Source organism: Nocardia sp. NPDC056611 (assembly GCF_042792755.1).
Classification (GTDB): domain Bacteria; phylum Actinomycetota; class Actinomycetes; order Mycobacteriales; family Mycobacteriaceae; genus Nocardia.
Genome location: NZ_JBHTVV010000002.1, coordinates 218,896 through 236,311, shown reverse-complemented (window position 1 = coordinate 236,311; position 17,416 = coordinate 218,896). Strand labels below are relative to the sequence as shown.

The 17,416-nt window shown below is 69.0% G+C and carries 20 protein-coding genes and 1 riboswitch; of the genes, 6 read left to right on the top strand and 14 right to left on the bottom strand.

Annotation, left to right across the window (positions count from 1 at the left end):
- Nucleotides 1-6: 6 nt before the first annotated feature.
- From ACFRAQ_RS09500 to ACFRAQ_RS09480, 5 genes are all read right to left on the bottom strand, one after another.
- Entirely contained in the window at nucleotides 7-852 is an 846-nt protein-coding gene (locus ACFRAQ_RS09500; RefSeq protein WP_379096605.1) for a hypothetical protein, read from the bottom strand.
- On the bottom strand, nucleotides 846-1,565 hold the full coding sequence (locus ACFRAQ_RS09495) for an HAD family hydrolase (protein WP_379096603.1): 720 nt from the start codon (nucleotides 1,563-1,565) through the stop codon (nucleotides 846-848). Before ACFRAQ_RS09495 ends, ACFRAQ_RS09500 begins: the two co-directional genes overlap by 7 nt.
- Nucleotides 1,562-2,350 (bottom strand): AfsA-related hotdog domain-containing protein, encoded by a 789-nt coding sequence (locus tag ACFRAQ_RS09490; RefSeq protein WP_379096600.1) that lies wholly within the window; start codon nucleotides 2,348-2,350, stop codon nucleotides 1,562-1,564. Before ACFRAQ_RS09490 ends, ACFRAQ_RS09495 begins: the two co-directional genes overlap by 4 nt.
- Nucleotides 2,351-2,363: 13 nt before the next feature.
- Nucleotides 2,364-2,473: riboswitch (SAM riboswitch) on the bottom strand.
- Nucleotides 2,474-2,511: 38 nt separating this feature from the next.
- Nucleotides 2,512-3,735 carry an MFS transporter gene (locus ACFRAQ_RS09485; RefSeq protein ID WP_379096597.1) on the bottom strand — a complete coding sequence of 408 codons (1,224 nt, stop codon included), beginning with the start codon at nucleotides 3,733-3,735 and terminating at the stop codon, nucleotides 2,512-2,514.
- 142 nt (nucleotides 3,736-3,877) lie between these two features.
- Entirely contained in the window at nucleotides 3,878-4,444 is a 567-nt protein-coding gene (locus tag ACFRAQ_RS09480; RefSeq protein WP_379096594.1) for a hypothetical protein, read from the bottom strand.
- 165 nt (nucleotides 4,445-4,609) lie between these two features.
- Here ACFRAQ_RS09480 and ACFRAQ_RS09475 point away from each other — a divergent pair, with 165 nt between their 5' ends.
- The 3 genes from ACFRAQ_RS09475 to ACFRAQ_RS09465 all read left to right on the top strand — a co-directional run bounded on the left by ACFRAQ_RS09475 (nucleotide 4,610) and on the right by ACFRAQ_RS09465 (nucleotide 6,512).
- Complete coding sequence (locus tag ACFRAQ_RS09475) at nucleotides 4,610-5,524, top strand: hypothetical protein (protein ID WP_379096591.1); 915 nt, start codon at nucleotides 4,610-4,612, stop codon at nucleotides 5,522-5,524.
- 85 nt (nucleotides 5,525-5,609) lie between these two features.
- Entirely contained in the window at nucleotides 5,610-5,942 is a 333-nt protein-coding gene (locus tag ACFRAQ_RS09470) for a DUF732 domain-containing protein (RefSeq protein WP_379096588.1), read from the top strand.
- Nucleotides 5,943-6,140: 198 nt separating this feature from the next.
- Complete coding sequence (locus tag ACFRAQ_RS09465; protein ID WP_379096585.1) at nucleotides 6,141-6,512, top strand: hypothetical protein; 372 nt, start codon at nucleotides 6,141-6,143, stop codon at nucleotides 6,510-6,512.
- 27 nt (nucleotides 6,513-6,539) lie between these two features.
- On the opposite strand, the gene ACFRAQ_RS09460 is transcribed toward ACFRAQ_RS09465, so the two are convergent.
- The 7 genes from ACFRAQ_RS09460 to ACFRAQ_RS09430 all read right to left on the bottom strand — a co-directional run bounded on the left by ACFRAQ_RS09460 (nucleotide 6,540) and on the right by ACFRAQ_RS09430 (nucleotide 14,000).
- Nucleotides 6,540-7,268, bottom strand: a complete 729-nt coding sequence (locus tag ACFRAQ_RS09460; protein WP_379096582.1) for an enoyl-CoA hydratase/isomerase family protein — start codon at nucleotides 7,266-7,268, stop codon at nucleotides 6,540-6,542.
- Between the two features lie 49 nt (nucleotides 7,269-7,317).
- Complete coding sequence (locus ACFRAQ_RS09455; protein ID WP_379096580.1) at nucleotides 7,318-7,515, bottom strand: AMP-binding protein; 198 nt, start codon at nucleotides 7,513-7,515, stop codon at nucleotides 7,318-7,320.
- A 308-nt stretch (nucleotides 7,516-7,823) separates the two neighbouring features.
- Nucleotides 7,824-8,969 carry an acyl-CoA dehydrogenase family protein gene (locus tag ACFRAQ_RS09450; protein ID WP_379096577.1) on the bottom strand — a complete coding sequence of 382 codons (1,146 nt, stop codon included), beginning with the start codon at nucleotides 8,967-8,969 and terminating at the stop codon, nucleotides 7,824-7,826.
- Nucleotides 8,970-9,150: 181 nt separating this feature from the next.
- Nucleotides 9,151-10,026 (bottom strand): lysophospholipid acyltransferase family protein, encoded by an 876-nt coding sequence (locus ACFRAQ_RS09445; protein ID WP_379096574.1) that lies wholly within the window; start codon nucleotides 10,024-10,026, stop codon nucleotides 9,151-9,153.
- A gap of 70 nt (nucleotides 10,027-10,096) precedes the next feature.
- Nucleotides 10,097-11,788, bottom strand: coding sequence for an AMP-binding protein (locus ACFRAQ_RS09440; protein ID WP_379096571.1), 1,692 nt, complete (start codon nucleotides 11,786-11,788; stop codon nucleotides 10,097-10,099).
- Nucleotides 11,789-11,825: 37 nt separating this feature from the next.
- On the bottom strand, nucleotides 11,826-12,377 hold the full coding sequence (locus tag ACFRAQ_RS09435; protein ID WP_379096568.1) for a nuclear transport factor 2 family protein: 552 nt from the start codon (nucleotides 12,375-12,377) through the stop codon (nucleotides 11,826-11,828).
- A 96-nt stretch (nucleotides 12,378-12,473) separates the two neighbouring features.
- On the bottom strand, nucleotides 12,474-14,000 hold the full coding sequence (locus ACFRAQ_RS09430; RefSeq protein WP_379096565.1) for a PucR family transcriptional regulator: 1,527 nt from the start codon (nucleotides 13,998-14,000) through the stop codon (nucleotides 12,474-12,476).
- A gap of 172 nt (nucleotides 14,001-14,172) precedes the next feature.
- Here ACFRAQ_RS09430 and ACFRAQ_RS09425 point away from each other — a divergent pair, with 172 nt between their 5' ends.
- Together ACFRAQ_RS09425 and ACFRAQ_RS09420 are read left to right on the top strand one after the other, a co-directional pair.
- Complete coding sequence (locus ACFRAQ_RS09425) at nucleotides 14,173-14,541, top strand: hypothetical protein (protein WP_379096562.1); 369 nt, start codon at nucleotides 14,173-14,175, stop codon at nucleotides 14,539-14,541.
- Nucleotides 14,499-14,813 (top strand): hypothetical protein, encoded by a 315-nt coding sequence (locus ACFRAQ_RS09420; RefSeq protein ID WP_379096559.1) that lies wholly within the window; start codon nucleotides 14,499-14,501, stop codon nucleotides 14,811-14,813. Before ACFRAQ_RS09425 ends, ACFRAQ_RS09420 begins: the two co-directional genes overlap by 43 nt.
- Nucleotides 14,814-14,842: 29 nt before the next feature.
- Here ACFRAQ_RS09420 and ACFRAQ_RS09415 read toward each other — a convergent pair whose 3' ends face one another.
- Nucleotides 14,843-15,469: a TetR/AcrR family transcriptional regulator gene (locus ACFRAQ_RS09415; protein ID WP_379096556.1), complete on the bottom strand. Its 627-nt coding sequence runs from the start codon at nucleotides 15,467-15,469 to the stop codon at nucleotides 14,843-14,845.
- A 98-nt stretch (nucleotides 15,470-15,567) separates the two neighbouring features.
- Between ACFRAQ_RS09415 and ACFRAQ_RS09410 the strand changes: the two genes are divergently transcribed.
- Nucleotides 15,568-16,365, top strand: coding sequence for a thioesterase family protein (locus ACFRAQ_RS09410; RefSeq protein WP_379096553.1), 798 nt, complete (start codon nucleotides 15,568-15,570; stop codon nucleotides 16,363-16,365).
- A 6-nt stretch (nucleotides 16,366-16,371) separates the two neighbouring features.
- Here the strand turns inward: ACFRAQ_RS09410 and ACFRAQ_RS09405 are convergent, their stop codons facing one another.
- Entirely contained in the window at nucleotides 16,372-17,157 is a 786-nt protein-coding gene (locus ACFRAQ_RS09405) for an alpha/beta fold hydrolase (RefSeq protein WP_379096550.1), read from the bottom strand.
- Between the last annotated feature and the right edge of the window lie 259 nt (nucleotides 17,158-17,416).

Here is a 17,416-nt window from a genome sequence, read left to right as displayed (position 1 = left end):
CCGGCCTCAGTCGGTGGTCAGGAACTCGTCGAAGGACGGGTCCGGCAGTTTGAGCTGGGCGTGGATATCACCGCCCAGCCCGAAATGCCCTATCGCGCCGCCGTAGTTCTGCTGGTAGCTCTGCCAGAGCACGACCACGCTGATGATGCGGTTCGCGCCCGGCAGCGCCGGATCCGGGAACGGGTTGGGCAGCACCGCCCGGTAGCTCGCCGTGCCGTGCTCGTCGGTGACGAACACATTGGGCACGCCCAGCGGCCCGGGCCGGGTGGGCGCGTCCGGGTCCAAGTCCTTGGCCCGCAAGGACATCACCGTGTACAGCGAATCCGGAATGAGCCCGGTGAACTCGAACCGGAACTCCGCCTGCCGCGCATCGTCCAGGTCCACGGTCACGTCCAGGGTGCCGCGTGCCCGCAGCCAGTCCCCCAGGGTCACCGGGCCGGTCAGCTTGCGTCCGTCCTCGGGCCGGAAATCCGGGATGGGCGTCTCGTGGAACGGGTAGCTCGGCCGCGTCACGCTCGCGGCCTCGGGGAGCTGATCGGGAGCGAACACCACCGGATAGTTGTTGGCGGGCAGCGGAAGCGGCAGCGTGTGCAGGACCCCCGCCGCGTCCTCCGCCGACAACTCGTCGGGCAGTTCCCGCACGATCGTGTAGGCCGCCAGCCCACCGAAAGCGGGCACGGGGGTGCCGGCCGCGACGATGGCCCGCCCCCAGCGTCGGGTGACGGTGCCGCCGGACCCCGGGACGGTCAGGTATCCCACGACGATGAAATCGCCGTCCGCGTCGAGCACTTCGCTCGGCGGGTAGAGCGGCCCCTGCGTGGTCGGGGTGAGTTCGTAGCGCTTGGTCACCATACGGAGAGCACCTCCTGGTCGGAGAGAAGGCGGCCCGGGTCGTCGACGGACGCGCCGACCCGGTCGGACAGGTGGATCCAGCCGGTGCCGTGGACGGCGAGCACCGCGTCGTCACCGCGATAGCCGGGGTGCGCGACGGCCCGCAGGAACGGCAGGTCGCTGGCGTGATCGCCGTAGCCGTAACTGTTCTCCCGCGCGATCGCGTGTTCGCGCAGGAACTCGGTGACGGCCGCGGCCTTGGCCTCGCCGATCATGGGCCGCCACACCTCGCCGGTGAGCACGCCGTGCTCGTCGGCGACGGGCACGGTGGTGATGACGTGGTCGGCCCCGACCGCCGCCGCCACCGGTGCGACGGCCGCGCCGAACGAGCCCGACAGCAGCACCGTGGCGTGCCCGGAATCGCGGTGTGCGCGCAGCCTTTCCACCGCATCGGTGTAGTAGACGGTGTCGCTCGCGGCGAATTCCGCGAACCAGCGCCGCCCGGCCGCGTCCAGCGCCGCGGCCTCGACTCCGCGATAGGCGCGGTAGTAGTGCCGATTCACCTCCTCCCGCGTTGTGCCCGCGGCGGCCCGTTGCTGGATCTCCCCGGTCAGGCGCGCGTATTCGCCGCCGTCGTCGCCGTTCTCGGCCAGCCAGAACCGCAGGAACGCGAACATGCTCTTGACGGTGATCAGGGTTTCGTCGACGTCGAAGAACGCCGCGCCCGCGCTCATGCCACCTCGTCGAGGTAGGCCGCGATCGCCTTGGCCGCCTTGTGCCGTTCGATCTGCGAGATGCGCTCGCTGGGCAGTGCGGCGTAGCCGATGCGGGTGGTGGCGACGGCGCGGCCGAGCTGGCGCACCTCCACCTCGATGCTGAATTCCAGCTTCCCCGGATCGTCGATGGACACCGGGGTCAGCGTGGCGTGCAGGGTGGCCGGCAGCGGGAACAGGAAGGACTTGAACTCCAATTCGATGCTGTTCCAGACGATGTAGAAGTGCTGTTCGGGCCAGCGGCGGCCGTATTCCAGTTCGAACGCGCCGAGGAACAGCTGGCGCACGGCCTCCACGATCACGATCCCCTGCACGTGCTCGCCGGTCTGATGGTCGAGCAGTAGTTCGTTGTCGCCGTGGATCCGCAGATCCGCCCGGAACGCGGTCTCCGATTCCCGGACCAGCCCGGCCAGCAGCACATTCGAGTGCTGATACTTGTGCACCTGGTGGCGCGGGGCCGGTTCGGCGACCGCCCCGGCCACCCGCAAACCCGCCGGGGCGTGCACGATCGCCACGTGCTCGACGTAGTCGAGATCGTGGCGGGTGACCCCCTGCCCGAGCCGCACGGTCAGCGGCTCCTCCGCCGTCCGCCAGCGACCCGCGCGCAGCGCGGCCACCAGACCGGACACGGTGAAGGCGCGATCGTCCGCGGCGATCCCACGGAACCGATCGGCCACCAGCAGCACCTCGCCGACGGCCGCCTCCGCCACGGTCGCGGACGCCGAATCGAGCTGAGCTACAGACATTTTCCCTCCGAGAACAAGACGCTTATGGCGACGCTCGCCGCCATCCGGTCGTCACCCGGAGCACCCCACCGCCCGGAGGGTTGCCGCCCAGCGAGCCGGGGCTTCGCGCTGGAACTCATGACCGTGAGCGAAACAGTATGGGGGGCAGATACTTTCGAGAATCATTTCAACCACGCCGATCGAAACCCGGCCGCGGCGGCCAGAACGGCGCCTGAAGCCGAGAGCGCCGCGACCGCCAGGGCCACCGCCGAATAGCCGTGCCGGGCCACGAGATTGGCCAGTTGCGGGCCCGCGCTCGCGCCGACGAACAGGGCGAAGGTGTACAGCGCGGTGGCCGCGCCGCGGGCCGCACCCGCGCGGGCCGTGATCGTCTGGACGGCGGCGGGGGCGGCCACCGCGATGGCGGCGACGAACACGAACAACCACACCGCCACCCAGAGCCCGCCGAGCGGCACCGCGGTCACGGCCACGGCGAACGCGGCGGTCCCCAGCGCGGCGACCAGCCGGGTGGCCGGGGCGATGCCGCCGAGCCGCCCGGCGAGCAGCGGAATCGCCACCATGGCGGGAATCGCGCTGGCCCGCAGGGCGAGCAGCGCGCCGTTGCCGGAGCCCACACCCTCGGGCGGGGCGAGCTGGATGCCGGTGTAGACGCCCACGAAGGAGCCCAGGATCGCCAGGCAGCTCAGATACAGCAGGGCGAGGCGGGATTGCCGGAGCAGATCCACGAACGGCGCGAACACCGACCGCGACGGCGCCACACTGGTTCCCGAATCACCGTCGCCCGCCAGGGGATCCGCCGACCGGATCGGCGGTTGCAGCACCACCCGCAGCACCACGGCCGAAACCGCGAACGCGATCGCCCCGGCCACGAAGATCGCGTGCCAGCCCAGCGCGTTCCCGATGAGCTGCGCCAGCACCTGCGCGACCACCCCCGCCCCGAGGAACGAACTCGTCAGGCAGGTGAGCGCGAAGATCCTGCGCTCCGGCGCGATCCGCTCCGACAGATAGGCGAACGCCGCGGGGGCGAAGAACGACGCCGTGAGCCCCTGCAGGATTCGCGCCGACAGCCCGGTCACCAGCCCTGGCGCGGCCGCCACCAGCAGGGTGCTGACCACGGTGGCCGTCAGCCCGCCGACGATGACCGGCCGCCTCCCCCACCGGTCCGACAGCGGTCCGGTCACCAGGAAGCCCGCCCCGTAGGCCAGCCCGAAGGCCGTGGTCGTCCAGGTTGCCGCGGATTTGGACGTATCCCAGTCCGCCGCCAGCCGATTCAGCACCGGCAGCACCACGTACAACTGCCCGACCACGAGGATCCCGACCGCGCACACCGCCCCCACGGTGCGCCCGACCGGCGCCCACACCTCGGTTTCCGCCGGCGCGCTCATGACCGCACGACCCGGACGCGGGCAGGAAGAAGCAGCGAGGTGGTCATCGAATTCCTTTCGTGGACAACGAAGTCCACGTCTATCAATCCGAGACCACCGCGCACGACGGTTACGTGCGCGCTGATCCGAAGCCGCCGGCGGCTCAGGCCAGGACGAAACTCAACTGCGGTACGAAGTCGCCGCCCAGGCGGAACCACGTGTAGCCGAGCCACACGCCGGGGGTGACCTGGCGGATCTCGTCGTACACGTTCGGGGTCGGGGACGGGGCGTAGTCGAGGATCCAGGCGGGCCCGCCGTCGACGACGGACGGCCCGGCATAGACCGTGGCGGGCCAGGCTTCCAGACCTGCGGGGGTCAGGCGGTTCTGCACGTATCCGCCGGTGGGACCGGTGTAGAAGTCCTTGCCGATCCAGACCAGCGGTGTCCAGGACTGCCTCTGGAGGGGTGCGGCGACCCAGCCGTCCTTCGCGCCGACCGGGACGTCGCCGCGCGGGGCGTCCCGATAGATCGCGTCCAGCTGCTCGGGCGCACACGTGAATCGGAGCGAGTCCACAGTTGCTGATGTGTTGTCGGAGTCCAGAGCACAGCCGTTTCCATAGTCCGCGTCGGCGTGTGCGAACACCGGGACAATCAGCGCCAGCACCCCGAATCCGACCGGGGCGAGACTTCTTATGAGGACATTTCGGAAGATCTCACGGTATGCGCTCATGGTTGTCTCCACCGGAATGGTTCCCAACCCAGCGATTATCTTAGTTCGCCACAAAATAGCCGGTCAGCGCCGTCGCCGAACCGAGATCAGATCGACGCGTGCTTAACAGGAAATTGACAGGTTTCCGCTGGCAATGTCTCGAGCTTCGTGTCGATGTAATGGAGCATGAGCTCGATTCAGGCCCGCACCCCGCGCGCACGGTGGTCGTGGATCGCGACCGGAGGCCTCGTCGCCGTGGTCGCCTTGTCGGCGCTGGGCGCGCCCGCCGCCTTCGCCACCTCGCACGACCAGGCCGGTCCGGGTCGGGCGCCGGAGGCCACCGCGGCGATGGCCGCGCCGCATCCCATCTCGGTGACCGCCATCGCCCAGCAGATGCAGACCGCCATCCAGGCGGCCTCGCCGGGCACCACGGTCGGGATCGACGTGGTGGACACCGCCACCGGGACGGCCATCGCCAGTCTCAATGCCGACCAGCAGTTCTACACCGCGTCGGTGGTCAAGCTCCTGATCGCGCTCGATACCTTGGGAAGCCAAGGCGCGCAATCGGATCCGGATACCGCGACGAAGGTGACCCAGATGCTCTCGGCCAGTGACGACGACATCGCCGATCAGCTCTGGGAGGCCGGCGGCGACAACGCGATCATCGATCGGATGGTCGCGGCGATCGGGCTGACCGCCACCACCGCGCCCGAGGACACCGCGCAGTGGGGCGAAACCCTCACCACCCCACGCGATGTCGTGGCGATCTTCCGCTACATCACCACCACGGCCCCGGCCGCGACCCGCGATCTGATCCTGGGCGCGCTGCGCGACGCCGCGCGGACCGCCGCCGACGGCACCGATCAGTTCTTCGGCATCCCCGACGCTCTCGCCCGCAAGAGCTGGGCGGTCAAACAGGGCTGGATGGGCCTGAATTCGTCGACCACCCTCGACACCACGGGCCTGGTCGGTACCTCGCCGGATCAGCCGTACCGGTACGCCGTCGTGGTGCTGTCGACCCAACCGGCGGGCACCAGCTGGCCGGTCGCCGGCGCGGCGTTGACCGCCGGGGTGACGCTGCTGGACGCGGCGCTGAAGTAGTCCGAGCCCGTCACCTTCGACAACGAGGCCATCGGCCGGGCGCGCGGTACGCTCGCCGGGTTCATTCGATGTTGAAGGAGAGTTCGTGGGTAAGAAGAGCCGTCTCGCTTCGGGTTTCGCACTGGTTGCCGCCGCTGCCGCCACGATGGGCGCGACCGCCGGAGTGGCCGCCGCGGAGCGCGCGCTCACCGGGCAGGAGCAGGTGTTCGTCAGCTACCTGGAGGAGCACGGGGACATCCTGGTCGATCTGGACCAGAAGCTCGCGGCCGTCGATCTGGGCAAGGCGTACTGCTCGGCGCTGGCGGCCGGCGTGCCCCGGGAGCACCTGTCGACGCGGCTGCCGGGTGGCGCGGGCGAGGACGCGGAGGCCGCGCTGATTTTGGAGGCGGCCACGGCCCCGGGCAGCCTCTGCGGCTGACCTGTTGAGGTGATGCCTGCGGGCGCAACCGGAAACGGTTGCGCCCGCAGTTTTTTCATGCCCGCCCGTTCTATCTGATTGCGTAAGTTGTTAATTGCGTACCTTGCGGAATTCTTCAGCAAACCACATACCGTGGGGCCCGTACGGGCGTAGCGTCACCGATCGCGAGAACCCGTCACGGCTAGGAGAGGAAAACCCATGGCGGACTTGGAAGTTGCCCTGAAGGACATGATGATGCTGGACGGCGCCATCGGCGCCGCCGTCGTCGACTACGGCAGCGGCATGCCCCTGGGCATGCTCGGCGGCTCGAAATCCCTGGATCTCGAGGTGGCGTCGGCCGGCAATACCGAAGTGGTGCGGGCCAAACTGCGCACCATCGAGCAACTCGGCCTCAATGAGGAGATCGAGGACATGCTCATCACCCTGAACAACCAGTACCACCTGGTGCGCCCCCTGCGCGGCCGCCGCTCCCGCGGCCTGTTCCTGTACGTGGCGATCGACCGCACCCGCGGCAACCTGGCCCTGGCCCGGCATCGCCTGCGCGACATCGAGGAAACCCTCGAGGTCTGATCCGGAGCGCCGCCGGGGGCGGCGGCGTCAGCGCCGGGTCAGGCGCTCCATGGCGTCGTCGGGCATGCCGAAGGGGAGGTCGGTTTCGGTCTGCAGGGCCTCGGCGCGGGGCAGGTCGCGGGAATTGGCGTAGAGGGACTTGTAGATTCGGTTCGAGCCCGCTGAGTTGGCGGCGATCTGGGCGGCCAGGCGGGCGACGAACTCGTCGAGGCCGACGTCGGAGACGCAGTGGTTCACCAGGCCGATGTCAGCGGCCTCGACACCGCTGATGCGGCGGGCGGTGAAGCTGAGTTCCTTGGCGCGGGCCATGCCGACGCGTTCGGGGAGCCGGACCGACATGCCCCAGACCGGGGCCAGGCCCCACTGGCTGTGGGTGTCACCGAACTGCGCGGTGTCACCGGCCACCAGGAAGTCACAGGCCAGGGCGAGTTCGAGGCCGCCGGTGAAGCAGTGGCCGCGAATCTTGCCGATCACCGGGACCGGGAACTCCTCGAGCATGGTGACGGTCTTGGCCTCGTCGTAGCGCGATTCCACGGCGTCGCCCGCGGCGAGCGACTCCAGGTCGTGCCCGGCGCAGAAGGAGCGCCCCGCGCCGGTGAGGACGATGCAGCGCACGTCCGCGCCGGACAACGCGTCCAGGTGGGCGCGCAGCTCCTCGAAACTGCCCGCGGTCAGGGCGTTCAGCTTCTCGGGCCGATTCAGGGTGAGGGTGGCGACGCCGTCTTCGAGGGTGCGGACAACCAGCTCTGAACTCACGCGACACGCCTTTCCTCGGTGATCCGGCCCGCCGCCGGTCCCGATGGGATCATGACAGATCCGAGGGCCCAGACAGGGCAAATGGACGCTTGGTGACCGCCAGCACCCATTCCGGCGAGCACGGCATGCCGACCGCGAGCACCGCATCGGGCACGACCCGCAGTTCGATGAGCAAGTGCGCCAGCTGATTCGAGCGCCGATCCAGGTCACGGTAGGTGGTCCGGCGGTCGCTCCGTGATCCCTGCATACGCCCGGCTCCTCCAGGATGCTCTGCTGACGCCCCGGAACATCAGCAGCTACCGACCGTGGAGCCTGCGCTGACGAGGCGAAAGTCCAGCCATAAGACAAGGTCCGGACCATTTTGACAGAGCCCCTCAGCGGCAGGGCAACATTAGAGCAACCCATCGCGTGTCGGCCGGTGGACCACTCGGGCCCACGGCGGATCGGAGGAGTCTCCGATGCCGGGCGTCGCCACACTGCATCGGGCCCGGCCGCCGCGGAAACCGGTGACGCGGAACATATTCCGGTCACCGGCCGCGGCGGCCGTCACCCGGGTCAGGTCAGCTTCAGGCTGCGGCCGATGATCTCCTTCATGATCTCGGTGGTGCCGCCGTAGATGGTCTGGATGCGGGCATCCATGTAGGCCTTGGCGATCGGGTACTCGCGCATGTAGCCGTAGCCGCCGTGCAGCTGCAGGCAGCGGTTGATCAGGTCGAGCTGCTCCTCGGTCGACCACCACTTGGCCATGGCGGCCTCCTCGACGCTCAACTTGCGATCGTTGAGCAGTTCGATGCAGCGGTCGACGAAGACCCGGACCGCGGTGGTCTTGGTGGCCAGCTCGGCCAGCACGAAACGGGTGTTCTGCAGTGCGCCAATCGGTTTGCCGAAGGCCTTGCGGTCGCGCACGTACTGGCAGGTCAGCTCCAGGCAGCCCTCCATGGCGGCGGCCGCCATGACGGCGATGGACAGGCGCTCCTGCGGGAGGTTCTGCATCAGGTGGATGAAGCCCTGCCCCTCGGTGCCCAGCAGGTTCTTGCCGGGGACTCGGACGTCGACGAAGGACAGCTCGGCGGTGTCCTGCGCCTTGAGGCCGATCTTGTCCAGATTGCGGCCGCGCTCGAAACCGGCCATGCCGCGCTCGACCACCAGCAGCGAGAAGCCCATGGCGCCCGCGGCCGGGTCGGTCTGGGCGACCACGATCACGATGTCGGCATTGATGCCGTTGGTGATGAAAGTCTTGGAGCCGTTGAGGATCCAGTCGTCGCCGTCCTTCACCGCGCGGGTCTTGATGCCCTGCAGGTCCGAACCCGTGCCGGGCTCGGTCATCGCGATCGCGGTGATGATCTCGCCGGAACAGAAGCCGGGCAGCCAGCGCTGCTTCTGCTCCTCGTTCGCCAGTTCCAGCAGATACGGCGCGATCACGTCATTGTGCAGGCCGAAACCCAGGCCCGAGTACATGCCCTTGGTGACCTCCTCGGTCACGATGGCGTTGTAGCGGAAGTCGGACTCGCCCCCGCCGCCGTACTGCTCCGGCACCGCCATGCCGAGGAATCCCTGCTTGCCGGCCTCGAGCCAGACCGAGCGATCGACGACGCCGTCGTGCTCCCACTGCTCGTGGTTCGGGGCCACATGCTGATCGAGAAACTTACGGAACGACTCCCGGAACAGCTCGTGTTCGGGTTCGAAAAGGGTGCGCTCCACGCCAACCTCCTACAGTGACCACATCGGCACCATCGCCTGTGCTCAATACCGTACTCGAAAGTCGAACGGAGGTTAACTTCACGGGCCGAGAAAGTGGTCCGAACTGCGACAGTCGCCGTTGACGTCGCGGAACGGAGGCCCTGAACCCGGGTAAACCTACCGGGGATTCAGGGAGTCGGATCTAGAGGCCGAAGCGGCCCAGGGCGCGACCCAGCAGGCTGCGACCGCGGTCCCGGTCGCGTTCGCCGAGCAGGAAGTCCAGTTCGCCTTCGAGGGCCTTCTTCACCACGGCCTGCAGTTCGTTCGCCGCGGCGTCGGTGTCGGGGATATCGCGCCAGGGGCTGGTGTCGATCGGCGTGCCCAGCGAGAAGTAGAAGCGCTCCGGCTTGGGGACCAGGGTGGGACCCAGCCCGCGGATCAGCGGCGGGGTCAGGGTCGAGCGCAGGCCCAGGCCCTCGACGGCCTTGCGCACCGGGAACATGGCCGGGTGGTCGCCGTCGAAGACGATGTCGAACACATCGTCGCCGCCGACCATGGCGATCGGGACGATGGGCGCGCCGGTCGCGATGGCCATCTTGGCGAAGCCGGTGCGACCCTCCCACACCAGCTGATACTTCTGGCCCTTGCCGCGCATGGCCTCGCGCCCGCCGCCCGGGAACACCGCCACCGCTTCGCCCTGCTCGAGCAGCGTGGTGCAATTGCGGCGGTTGCCGCGCACGATTCCCCAGCGGTGCAACACATCTCGCAGCCCCGGCACGTCGATGAGGACGTTCTCGGCGAGCCCCCGCACCAGCCGATCGTGGCGCACCAGGATCTCGTGCGCGAGCAGTGGCGCGTCGGTGCCGCCCGCCAGGCTGTGATTGCCGACGAGCAGCACCGGGCCTTCGAGCGGGAAGTTCTCCATCCCGTAGAAGCGCGGGCTGAACCAGGCCCGCGACGGCGCGATGATCGCGTCGATAATCCGGCGATCGGTATCGGTGAGATCGACGTGCAACGGCGCGCCGTCGGTGAGCCCCTTCGGCGTTTGTTCTTCGGACCCATGACTGTCGTGAGACAAGGCAACCCTCCCTGCAGAACCTTCGATAACTTCATGGTAACGAAAGTCCGCGCAGGTCACCGAATCAGGGCTAGAACAGGTTCCCTCTACCGAATGAGACGAACTCGGCTTCGAGTTCCAATTTGCCGGAATCGGTCAGGGGTTCGTATTCGGGCTTCCCGCGGCCGAACCAGCGGAAGAGCAGCTCGCCGGTGTGCCAGCGCTGTTCCTGGAGTTCACGTTTGAGCACCTTGTTCGATCCCGTGACCGGGAGGCTGCCGGAGACACGGAGCAGGCGCGGCGCGCCCTTGGAGCCGAGATCGTCCTGGGCCGTGAGGAATTCGGCGAACTCGGCGGCGTCGAAGGCGTCCGGGTCCGCGACCTCGATGGCCGCCATCACGCGGTCGCCCGAGCGCGGATCGGGCACACCGTAGACCGCGGCGGCGATGACCGCCGGGTGCCGCCGGATGACCTGTTCGATGGACAGTGTCGAGGTGTTCTCGCCGTCGACGCGCAGCCAATCGCCTTTACGGCCGCCGAAATACAGGAATCCGGCTTCGTCGATATAGCCCAGGTCACCTGTCCAATACCAACCGTTCCGCAAACGTTCGGCATCCGCGACATCGTTTTTGTAATAGCCCTCGAATACGATCGCGCCCGCCTTGTCGACCATCTCGCCGACCGATTCGTCCGGATTCAATACACGACCGTATTCATCCAATACCGCGCGCGGACAATCCTCGAGTGTGTCCGGATTCACGACCGCCACGCCCGGATGCGCCGGACGGCCCAGCGCGGCGGCCGGAGCCTCCGGATCCAGCGCCGCCAGGGCCGGGCCCTCACTCGAGCCGTACCCCTCGAACAGTTCGGCGCCGAAGCGGCGGCGGAACTCGGCCTGGTCGGCCACCGACGCCTCGGTGCCGAAACCGCGGACCAGGGTGGTGTCGGCATCCTCGGGGGTCGCCGGGGTGGCGAGCAGATAGCCCAGCGCCTTGCCCACGTAGGTGAAGAAGGTCGCGCCGAAATACCGCACGTCGGAAAGGAATCCGGTGGCGGAGAACTTCGGGGTCAGACACACCGTCGCACCGTTCACCAGCGCCGGAGCCCACAACGCCATGATCGCGTTGCCGTGGAACAGCGGCATGCAGCAGTAGTCCACGTCCTCGCGGATGTGCCCGAACTTGTCGCTGGCCGCGTAGCCGAGGATGGCCAGGCGGCGCTGGGTGCACTTGACCGCCTTCGAGGTGCCGGTCGTGCCCGAGGTGAACAGCAACAGCAGCAGGGCCTCGGCACCGGCGTGCGCGACCGGCTCGGCCGCGTGCGCCGCCACCCGCTCGGCATAGGCCGGGTCGTCCACCAGCAGGAACCGGTCCGGTTCCAGGCCCAGGTCCAGCGCGCCGAGCCGGGCCATGCCGGCGGTGTCGGTGACGATCAGCTGGCAGTCGACATAGCGGATGTCGGCCTCCAGCTGAGCGTTGCCACGTGTGGGATTGATGCCGACCACGGTCGCGCCCGCCAGCGCGGCCGCACCCAGCCAGAAGACGAAGTCGGGCACATTGTCCAGCAGCACACCGATGTGGAACGGCCCGTCGCGCCGCAGGTCGCGAGCCAGTTCGGCGCGCGCCGCCGACTCCCGCACCACCGCGTCCCAGCTCCAGTCCCGCTCCCGGGTGCGCAGGCCGAGCCGCTCGTCACCGAGCCGGTCGAGCAGCAGGCTCGCGATGTCCGCGCGCCGCTCGACCGGGGCCGGCGCCGCCGGGGTCGCCACTTCTAGGTCCGTCATGTCCGATTCGCCTTCCATCTGCCGAGTCTCGCCGTTGTCACATACCCGGGTACACGAGTTCGACGTATTCGCTGGGCAGTTCGTCGAACGACAGCTTGCGGATCTCCACCGGACCCGAGTGGTAGGAGTCCTCGCCGATGATCAGACCCGCCTCGTCCACCGGCCACAGCAGCAGCTGACGGAACGAGATCAGGTAGTCGGCCTCGGGGTCCTCGACCGGGAGGCCGATCTGGGCGGCGTACGCGCCGGGGTAGATCTGGCGCAGGTAGCCCTCGGTGACCACGCAGTCGTCATCGACCAGCAGGCGGTCCAGCTCGAACTCCAGGATGTTGGACTTGCTCTCCACGAACGCCGCGTAGTAGTCGCGCACGCCGTCCCAGCCCTTCGGGCCGACATCCTGGCCGAACTGCCAGAAGTGGTAGTCCGGCTCCGCCGTCAGGGTCTTCATCAGACCGTCGAGATCCGGCACGGCCTCGGCCTTCATGTGATCGATGACGATCGAGAGCACCTGACGGTGGCGCTCGTTGGTGGTGACGGCCAGCCGCTCCTCGAGCAGCTTCCAGGTCTTGGTGGGTTCCACGATGGCCATGCTGTGAATCTCCTTCTCCCGCAACGGCGGCGGTGCCGTGCCCATCGATCGTCGGCCATCGACGTGACCCGGATCACCCGCCGCCCGTCGCCGGTATCACCGCCGGGACCCGACGCTTGTCGGGTCGACCGCGGACGGACCCGCCAACTGCGCGGACGACAGCGCCATCCGGCGCACGAACAACACCAGCGTGGCCGTGAACCGGTCCAGCGCGTCGTCGACATCCCAGCCCATCACGGCCTCCACCTGGGCGATTCGCGCGGCCACCGTCGAGTGATGCAGATGCAGCTCGGTCGCGGTGCGCCGCAGCGTGCCGAAGACACAGAACGCTTCGAGGGTGTCGACCGCGAGCGCACCCGCCTCGGTCGCGGCGAATTCGTTGATCCGCGTCACATCCGCGGTTCCCAGCAGGCGCTGCACCGGCAGATCCGCGAGCAGCTCGAGCGCCCCCAAGCGCTCGAACGCGATCACCCTGCGCCCGTGCCACGTCGAGGACGCGAACCGCAAGGCCCGCCGCGCCTGCTCCCACGATGCGGCCGCCGCCAGCGCGGGCAACCGCTCGCCCACCCCGATCCAGGGACCGGCCGCGCCAGTTTGAGAGGCCGGAAAGGCCTGTACCACAGCAGCATTCAAGGTGTCCGACAGACCGCGATCCACCATGGAGGGCCGCCCGGGGCCGGACGCGGAATCCTCGCCGCCGCGGGGCGTCGCCGCGGAACCCGCCGCACGGGGGACGGGCTGCCGCGTCGAGCTGGCCGCCCCGAGAGCAGCGGCCTGATGACCGATCGCGCCGCGACCGTCGAATCCCCCCAGGGCGGCCAGATCCTGGACCAGCACGGCCGTCGTCGCCCCGATCACCGCCTGCCGCAGGATCGGCACGTGCTCGCCGATGATCCGCACGGCCTCCGCCGCCCCTGGCCCGGTCACCGCGAGCACTCGCGTGGCGCGGCCGGGATCCAGACCGAGCAGCCGCATCGCCCGCACCCGATCCTCCCGCCGCTCCTTCTCCGACAGCACCACTTCCAGCAGCGCCGGATCATCCATCCGCAGCGGATCGGCCACCTGCCGCGCCGCCACCACCCGCAGGCAATGCCGGAGGCGATCGAGCACCACGCCGTCCAAGGGATGCGGCCGGGCCGACGTATCCGCGGGCCACTGCCGCGGCGGCGACTCCTGCGCACCCGTCCGGACCTCGTTGCCGCGCAGACGATTCCGCGTGCCGTCGACATCCGCACCGCAATCGCCGGGTCGGCCATCGACTCGGAGAGCGGTCCCTTCGCGCGCACGATCCGCGTCCTGCGCGTGGCCCCCGTCCGCCACCGGAAGCGAGGTCGGCGGGTGACGCTCCAGCCAGACGGCCGGGTCCGAGCCGGATGCGTCGGCGGGGGCGGCCGTGGCGGGGAGCAGACGGCCCGCGGCGTCGTAGCGGATCACGGTGCCGGAGGGCCAGCTCGCGCCGGCCGGGCATTCGGCCAGGAGCGCGGCGGCGCGAATCACCGTGTCGGCGTTCGCGGCGGATTCGTCGAAGGCGTCGAAATGGGTGATCAGCCGCAGCACCGCCGCCGGGTCCGCACCGAGTTCGGACAGCCGGAGCGGATTCGCGGGCGGCGCGGGCTCGGTCACGCTGCTCCCTCCACACTGATGGGCATCCGACCAGACTGACGAGCCGCCGGGTCGGCAGGAAGAGGAACGGGCGAATCGTCCAACTGGGTGAGACAACCCGGCGGTGGCGAGGCTCGTCGATCCGCCCGATCCGAATACAACCGAACGGAAGGAATGACCGTAGGTTCTGCGCATGAGCACCGCCGATGCCACCCGTGTCAGCCCCTCGGCGACTCGCCCGCCGTTCACCTACGGGCTGTTCGCGGTCGCGGTCGTCGCCTATCTGGCGATCATCCAGGGCCTCGGCCTCATCCTGAAGAACATCACCGGCGAGAGAGACTTCTACTCCAGCCGTGGCGTCTTCTTCGGAATGATCATCCCGCTCGCGCTGGCACTGGCCTTCGTCTACGGCGTCACCACCTACCTGGGCCGGCTCCGCCCGGTACTGCGCGACGACCGCCCGACCCGGCGGTGGGTGTGGGTGGTGCCGATCGCGAGCACGGACTCACCGAGGGCCGCGTGGCGCTGTGGTCGTCGATCATCTTCGGCGCGGTCCACCTGACCAATGTGGTCGGCCACGGCCTCAGCGCCCTGCCCCAGGCCATCATCGTCAGCCTGGCGGGCTACTTCTTCTACCTGATCCGCCGGGTCAGCCGCGGCAATGTGCTCAACTCCGTGCTGCACGGCCTGTTCGACTTCTCGCTGCTGACCGGCGCCGCCATCACCGCGGGCCAGACGTTCTACCCGGGCACCATGCTGCCGATCCTGCTCTACCCGGTGCTGGCGATCATCCTGCTGGTCAAGCGCCACAAGATCGAGCCCGTCGCGGGTTAGCAGCACCACCCGGGAGTGACCTGTCGCGATCAGCCCCGGGTGAACAGCCGCAGCGATTCGCCGACCACCGCGTCACGCATGCGGTGGTCCGGGTCGGCCTCGGGACGCAGCCAGATCGAGGCGTGATTGAGAATGCCGTGCAGGCAGTGCAGGGCCACCGCGGGATCGGGGCAATCGAATGCGCCCGAATCCATGCCGCGGTCGATCACCTCGCGGAACATGCGGTCGTGGCGGCGGCGCATGGTCTTGATGGCCTCGCTGTGCCCGGCGGGCCAGGGGGCGGGGAAGGAGAACAGCTTGCCCACCTCGGGGTAGAGCACGGTCAGGATGTGCAGCTGTTCGGCGATCAGAATCCGCAGCTGCTCGGCCGGTGACCGGTCGGCCGCGGCGTCGAGCGCTTCGCGCAGGCGGGTCAGCACATCGGTGGTGAGCTTCTCCAGCGCGGCCGAGACCAGCGCGTCCTTGCTCGGAAAGTAGTGGTAGAGGGTGGCTTTGGCGATGTCGGTGCGTTCCGCGACGTCCTCGAAGCGCATGCCCTGGTAGCCGCTGCCGGACAGGATCTGCAGCGCGGTCGCGATCATCTCCGCCTTGCGGCGATCACGTCGGCGGGCCGCGCGCCCGGTGGGGGCGGCTTCCTCGTCCACGGTCGTACTCATCGCCCGATCATATCCGCCCGGCGGGTCCGTTAGATCAACCACAAAGCTGGTCTACCGACTGGCCAGATCAAAACTCGACCCGTAGGTTGAGAAACGTGATGGATACGACCGCACCCGAGACCGCCTACTTCCGGCGCGTCGGCGACCACCGCTTCGTCCCCACTCACCACGCGGGCGGCGCCTGGTCCTCCGGCGAACAGCACTTCAGCCCGGTGGCCGGGCTGATCGTGCACGAGATCCTGCGCGCCCGCACCGATCGCCCCGACCTGGTGCTGAGCCGCATCGGCTTCGACATCCTCGGCCGGATCGCGTTCGAGGAGTTCGAGATTCGCGTCGAGACCATCCGGCCGGGCCGCACCATCGAACTGGTGGAGGCCACGGTGATCATCGGCGGCCGCGACACCATCAGCGCGCGGGCCTGGTTCCTCGGCGCGCAGGACACCGGCATCGTCGCGGGCGGCGAACCGGACCGGCTGCCGGCCCCCGACTCGCTCGCACCGTGGTCCCTCACCCCCGTCTGGCCCGGCGGCTACATCGAATCGATCGAGGCCCGGCAGGTCGGCGTCCCCGAACCCGGCCGCGCCACCGCGTGGATCACCACCGCGGTGGACCTGATCGAGGGCGAGGACGTCGATCCGCTGGCCTCCTACATCGCGCTGGTCGACACCGCGAACGGCATCGCCGTCCGACAGGAACCCACGAAATGGATGTTCCCGAACGTGGACATGACCATCCACCTGTACCGGCAGCCCGAAACCCCGTGGGTCGGGATGGACACCTCCGTGGTGTTCGGCCACAGCGGCCAGGGCCTGACCACCACGGTCCTGCACGACCTGCGCGGCCCGGTCGGCTACGCCCAGCAGAGCCTCACCCTGCGACCGCAGCCGACCAGCTGACCCCGGTCAGGCGATGAAATCGCTGACCAGCTTCACGAATTCGCGCGGCCGCTCGACCATCACGACGTGACCGGTATCGATTTCCTCGTACACCGCGCCCGGGATGGCGGCCGCCAGCTCCCGGGCGTTCTCCACGGGCAGGAACCCGTCCTGGGCCGCCCCGATCACCAGCGTCGGCGCTTGGACGCGAGGCAGCAGGTCCCGAATGTCCAGGCGCAGAGCCAGTTCGATCTGGCGACGGCGGTCCGGGGTGGACTGGAACCGGACGGCGAGCTCCTCCACCGCGGCGTGACCGATCGATCGCAGGTGCGCGCGGCTGAACGCCAGCAGCATCGAATACCGCGCGAAAGCAGCCGCGTCACCGAGGAGATCGCGCCACACGGTCAGCGAGTTGCGCAGATACTCGTCACCCGGTCCGGCGAAGCCCGCGACCGGCACGAGGCTGCGGACCAGCTCCGGCCGCCACGCCGCCAGCGCGGCCGACACCACCGCCCCCAGTGAATGCCCTACCAGATCGACCGGCCCCGCACCCAGATCCGCGACAACCGCGGCCAACTGCTCGGCGAGCAGCTCGACGGTGAGCTCACCGCCATCGTCGCGAGCCGGATCACTGCCCGAAAGATTCGGCAGCACAACCAGATTGGTGGTGGCGAACGCGCCCGCCACACCCTCCCAGGCTCGCGCGCCCGCACCGCTGCCGTGCACCAGCACCAACGGATGCCCCGCACCCAGCACCTGATACGGCACCCGCGCGTCACCCACCGTGACCTCCCGCATTTCCACCTCACCCATATCCGGCTCCTCTCGTATCGCTCGACGTGATCGACCTTCTCGCGAACTCGGAGCGGTGAGGAGCGGAGAGCTTTCCCTAGGAGCGGCGCTCCCAGCCTCGAGGAGGGCGACCTCAGCCTCCGCGCACCCGAGCGTCGTGGGCGCCGCACTCAGCGCGGCCGACGCGGACTCGTCGGCGGGCGCACCCGGTGCGCGAGACGCTCGCGCAGTCGCACGCCATCGGCCCGACCCGCGACGCCGGCGGCTGGTCAGCGCCGCG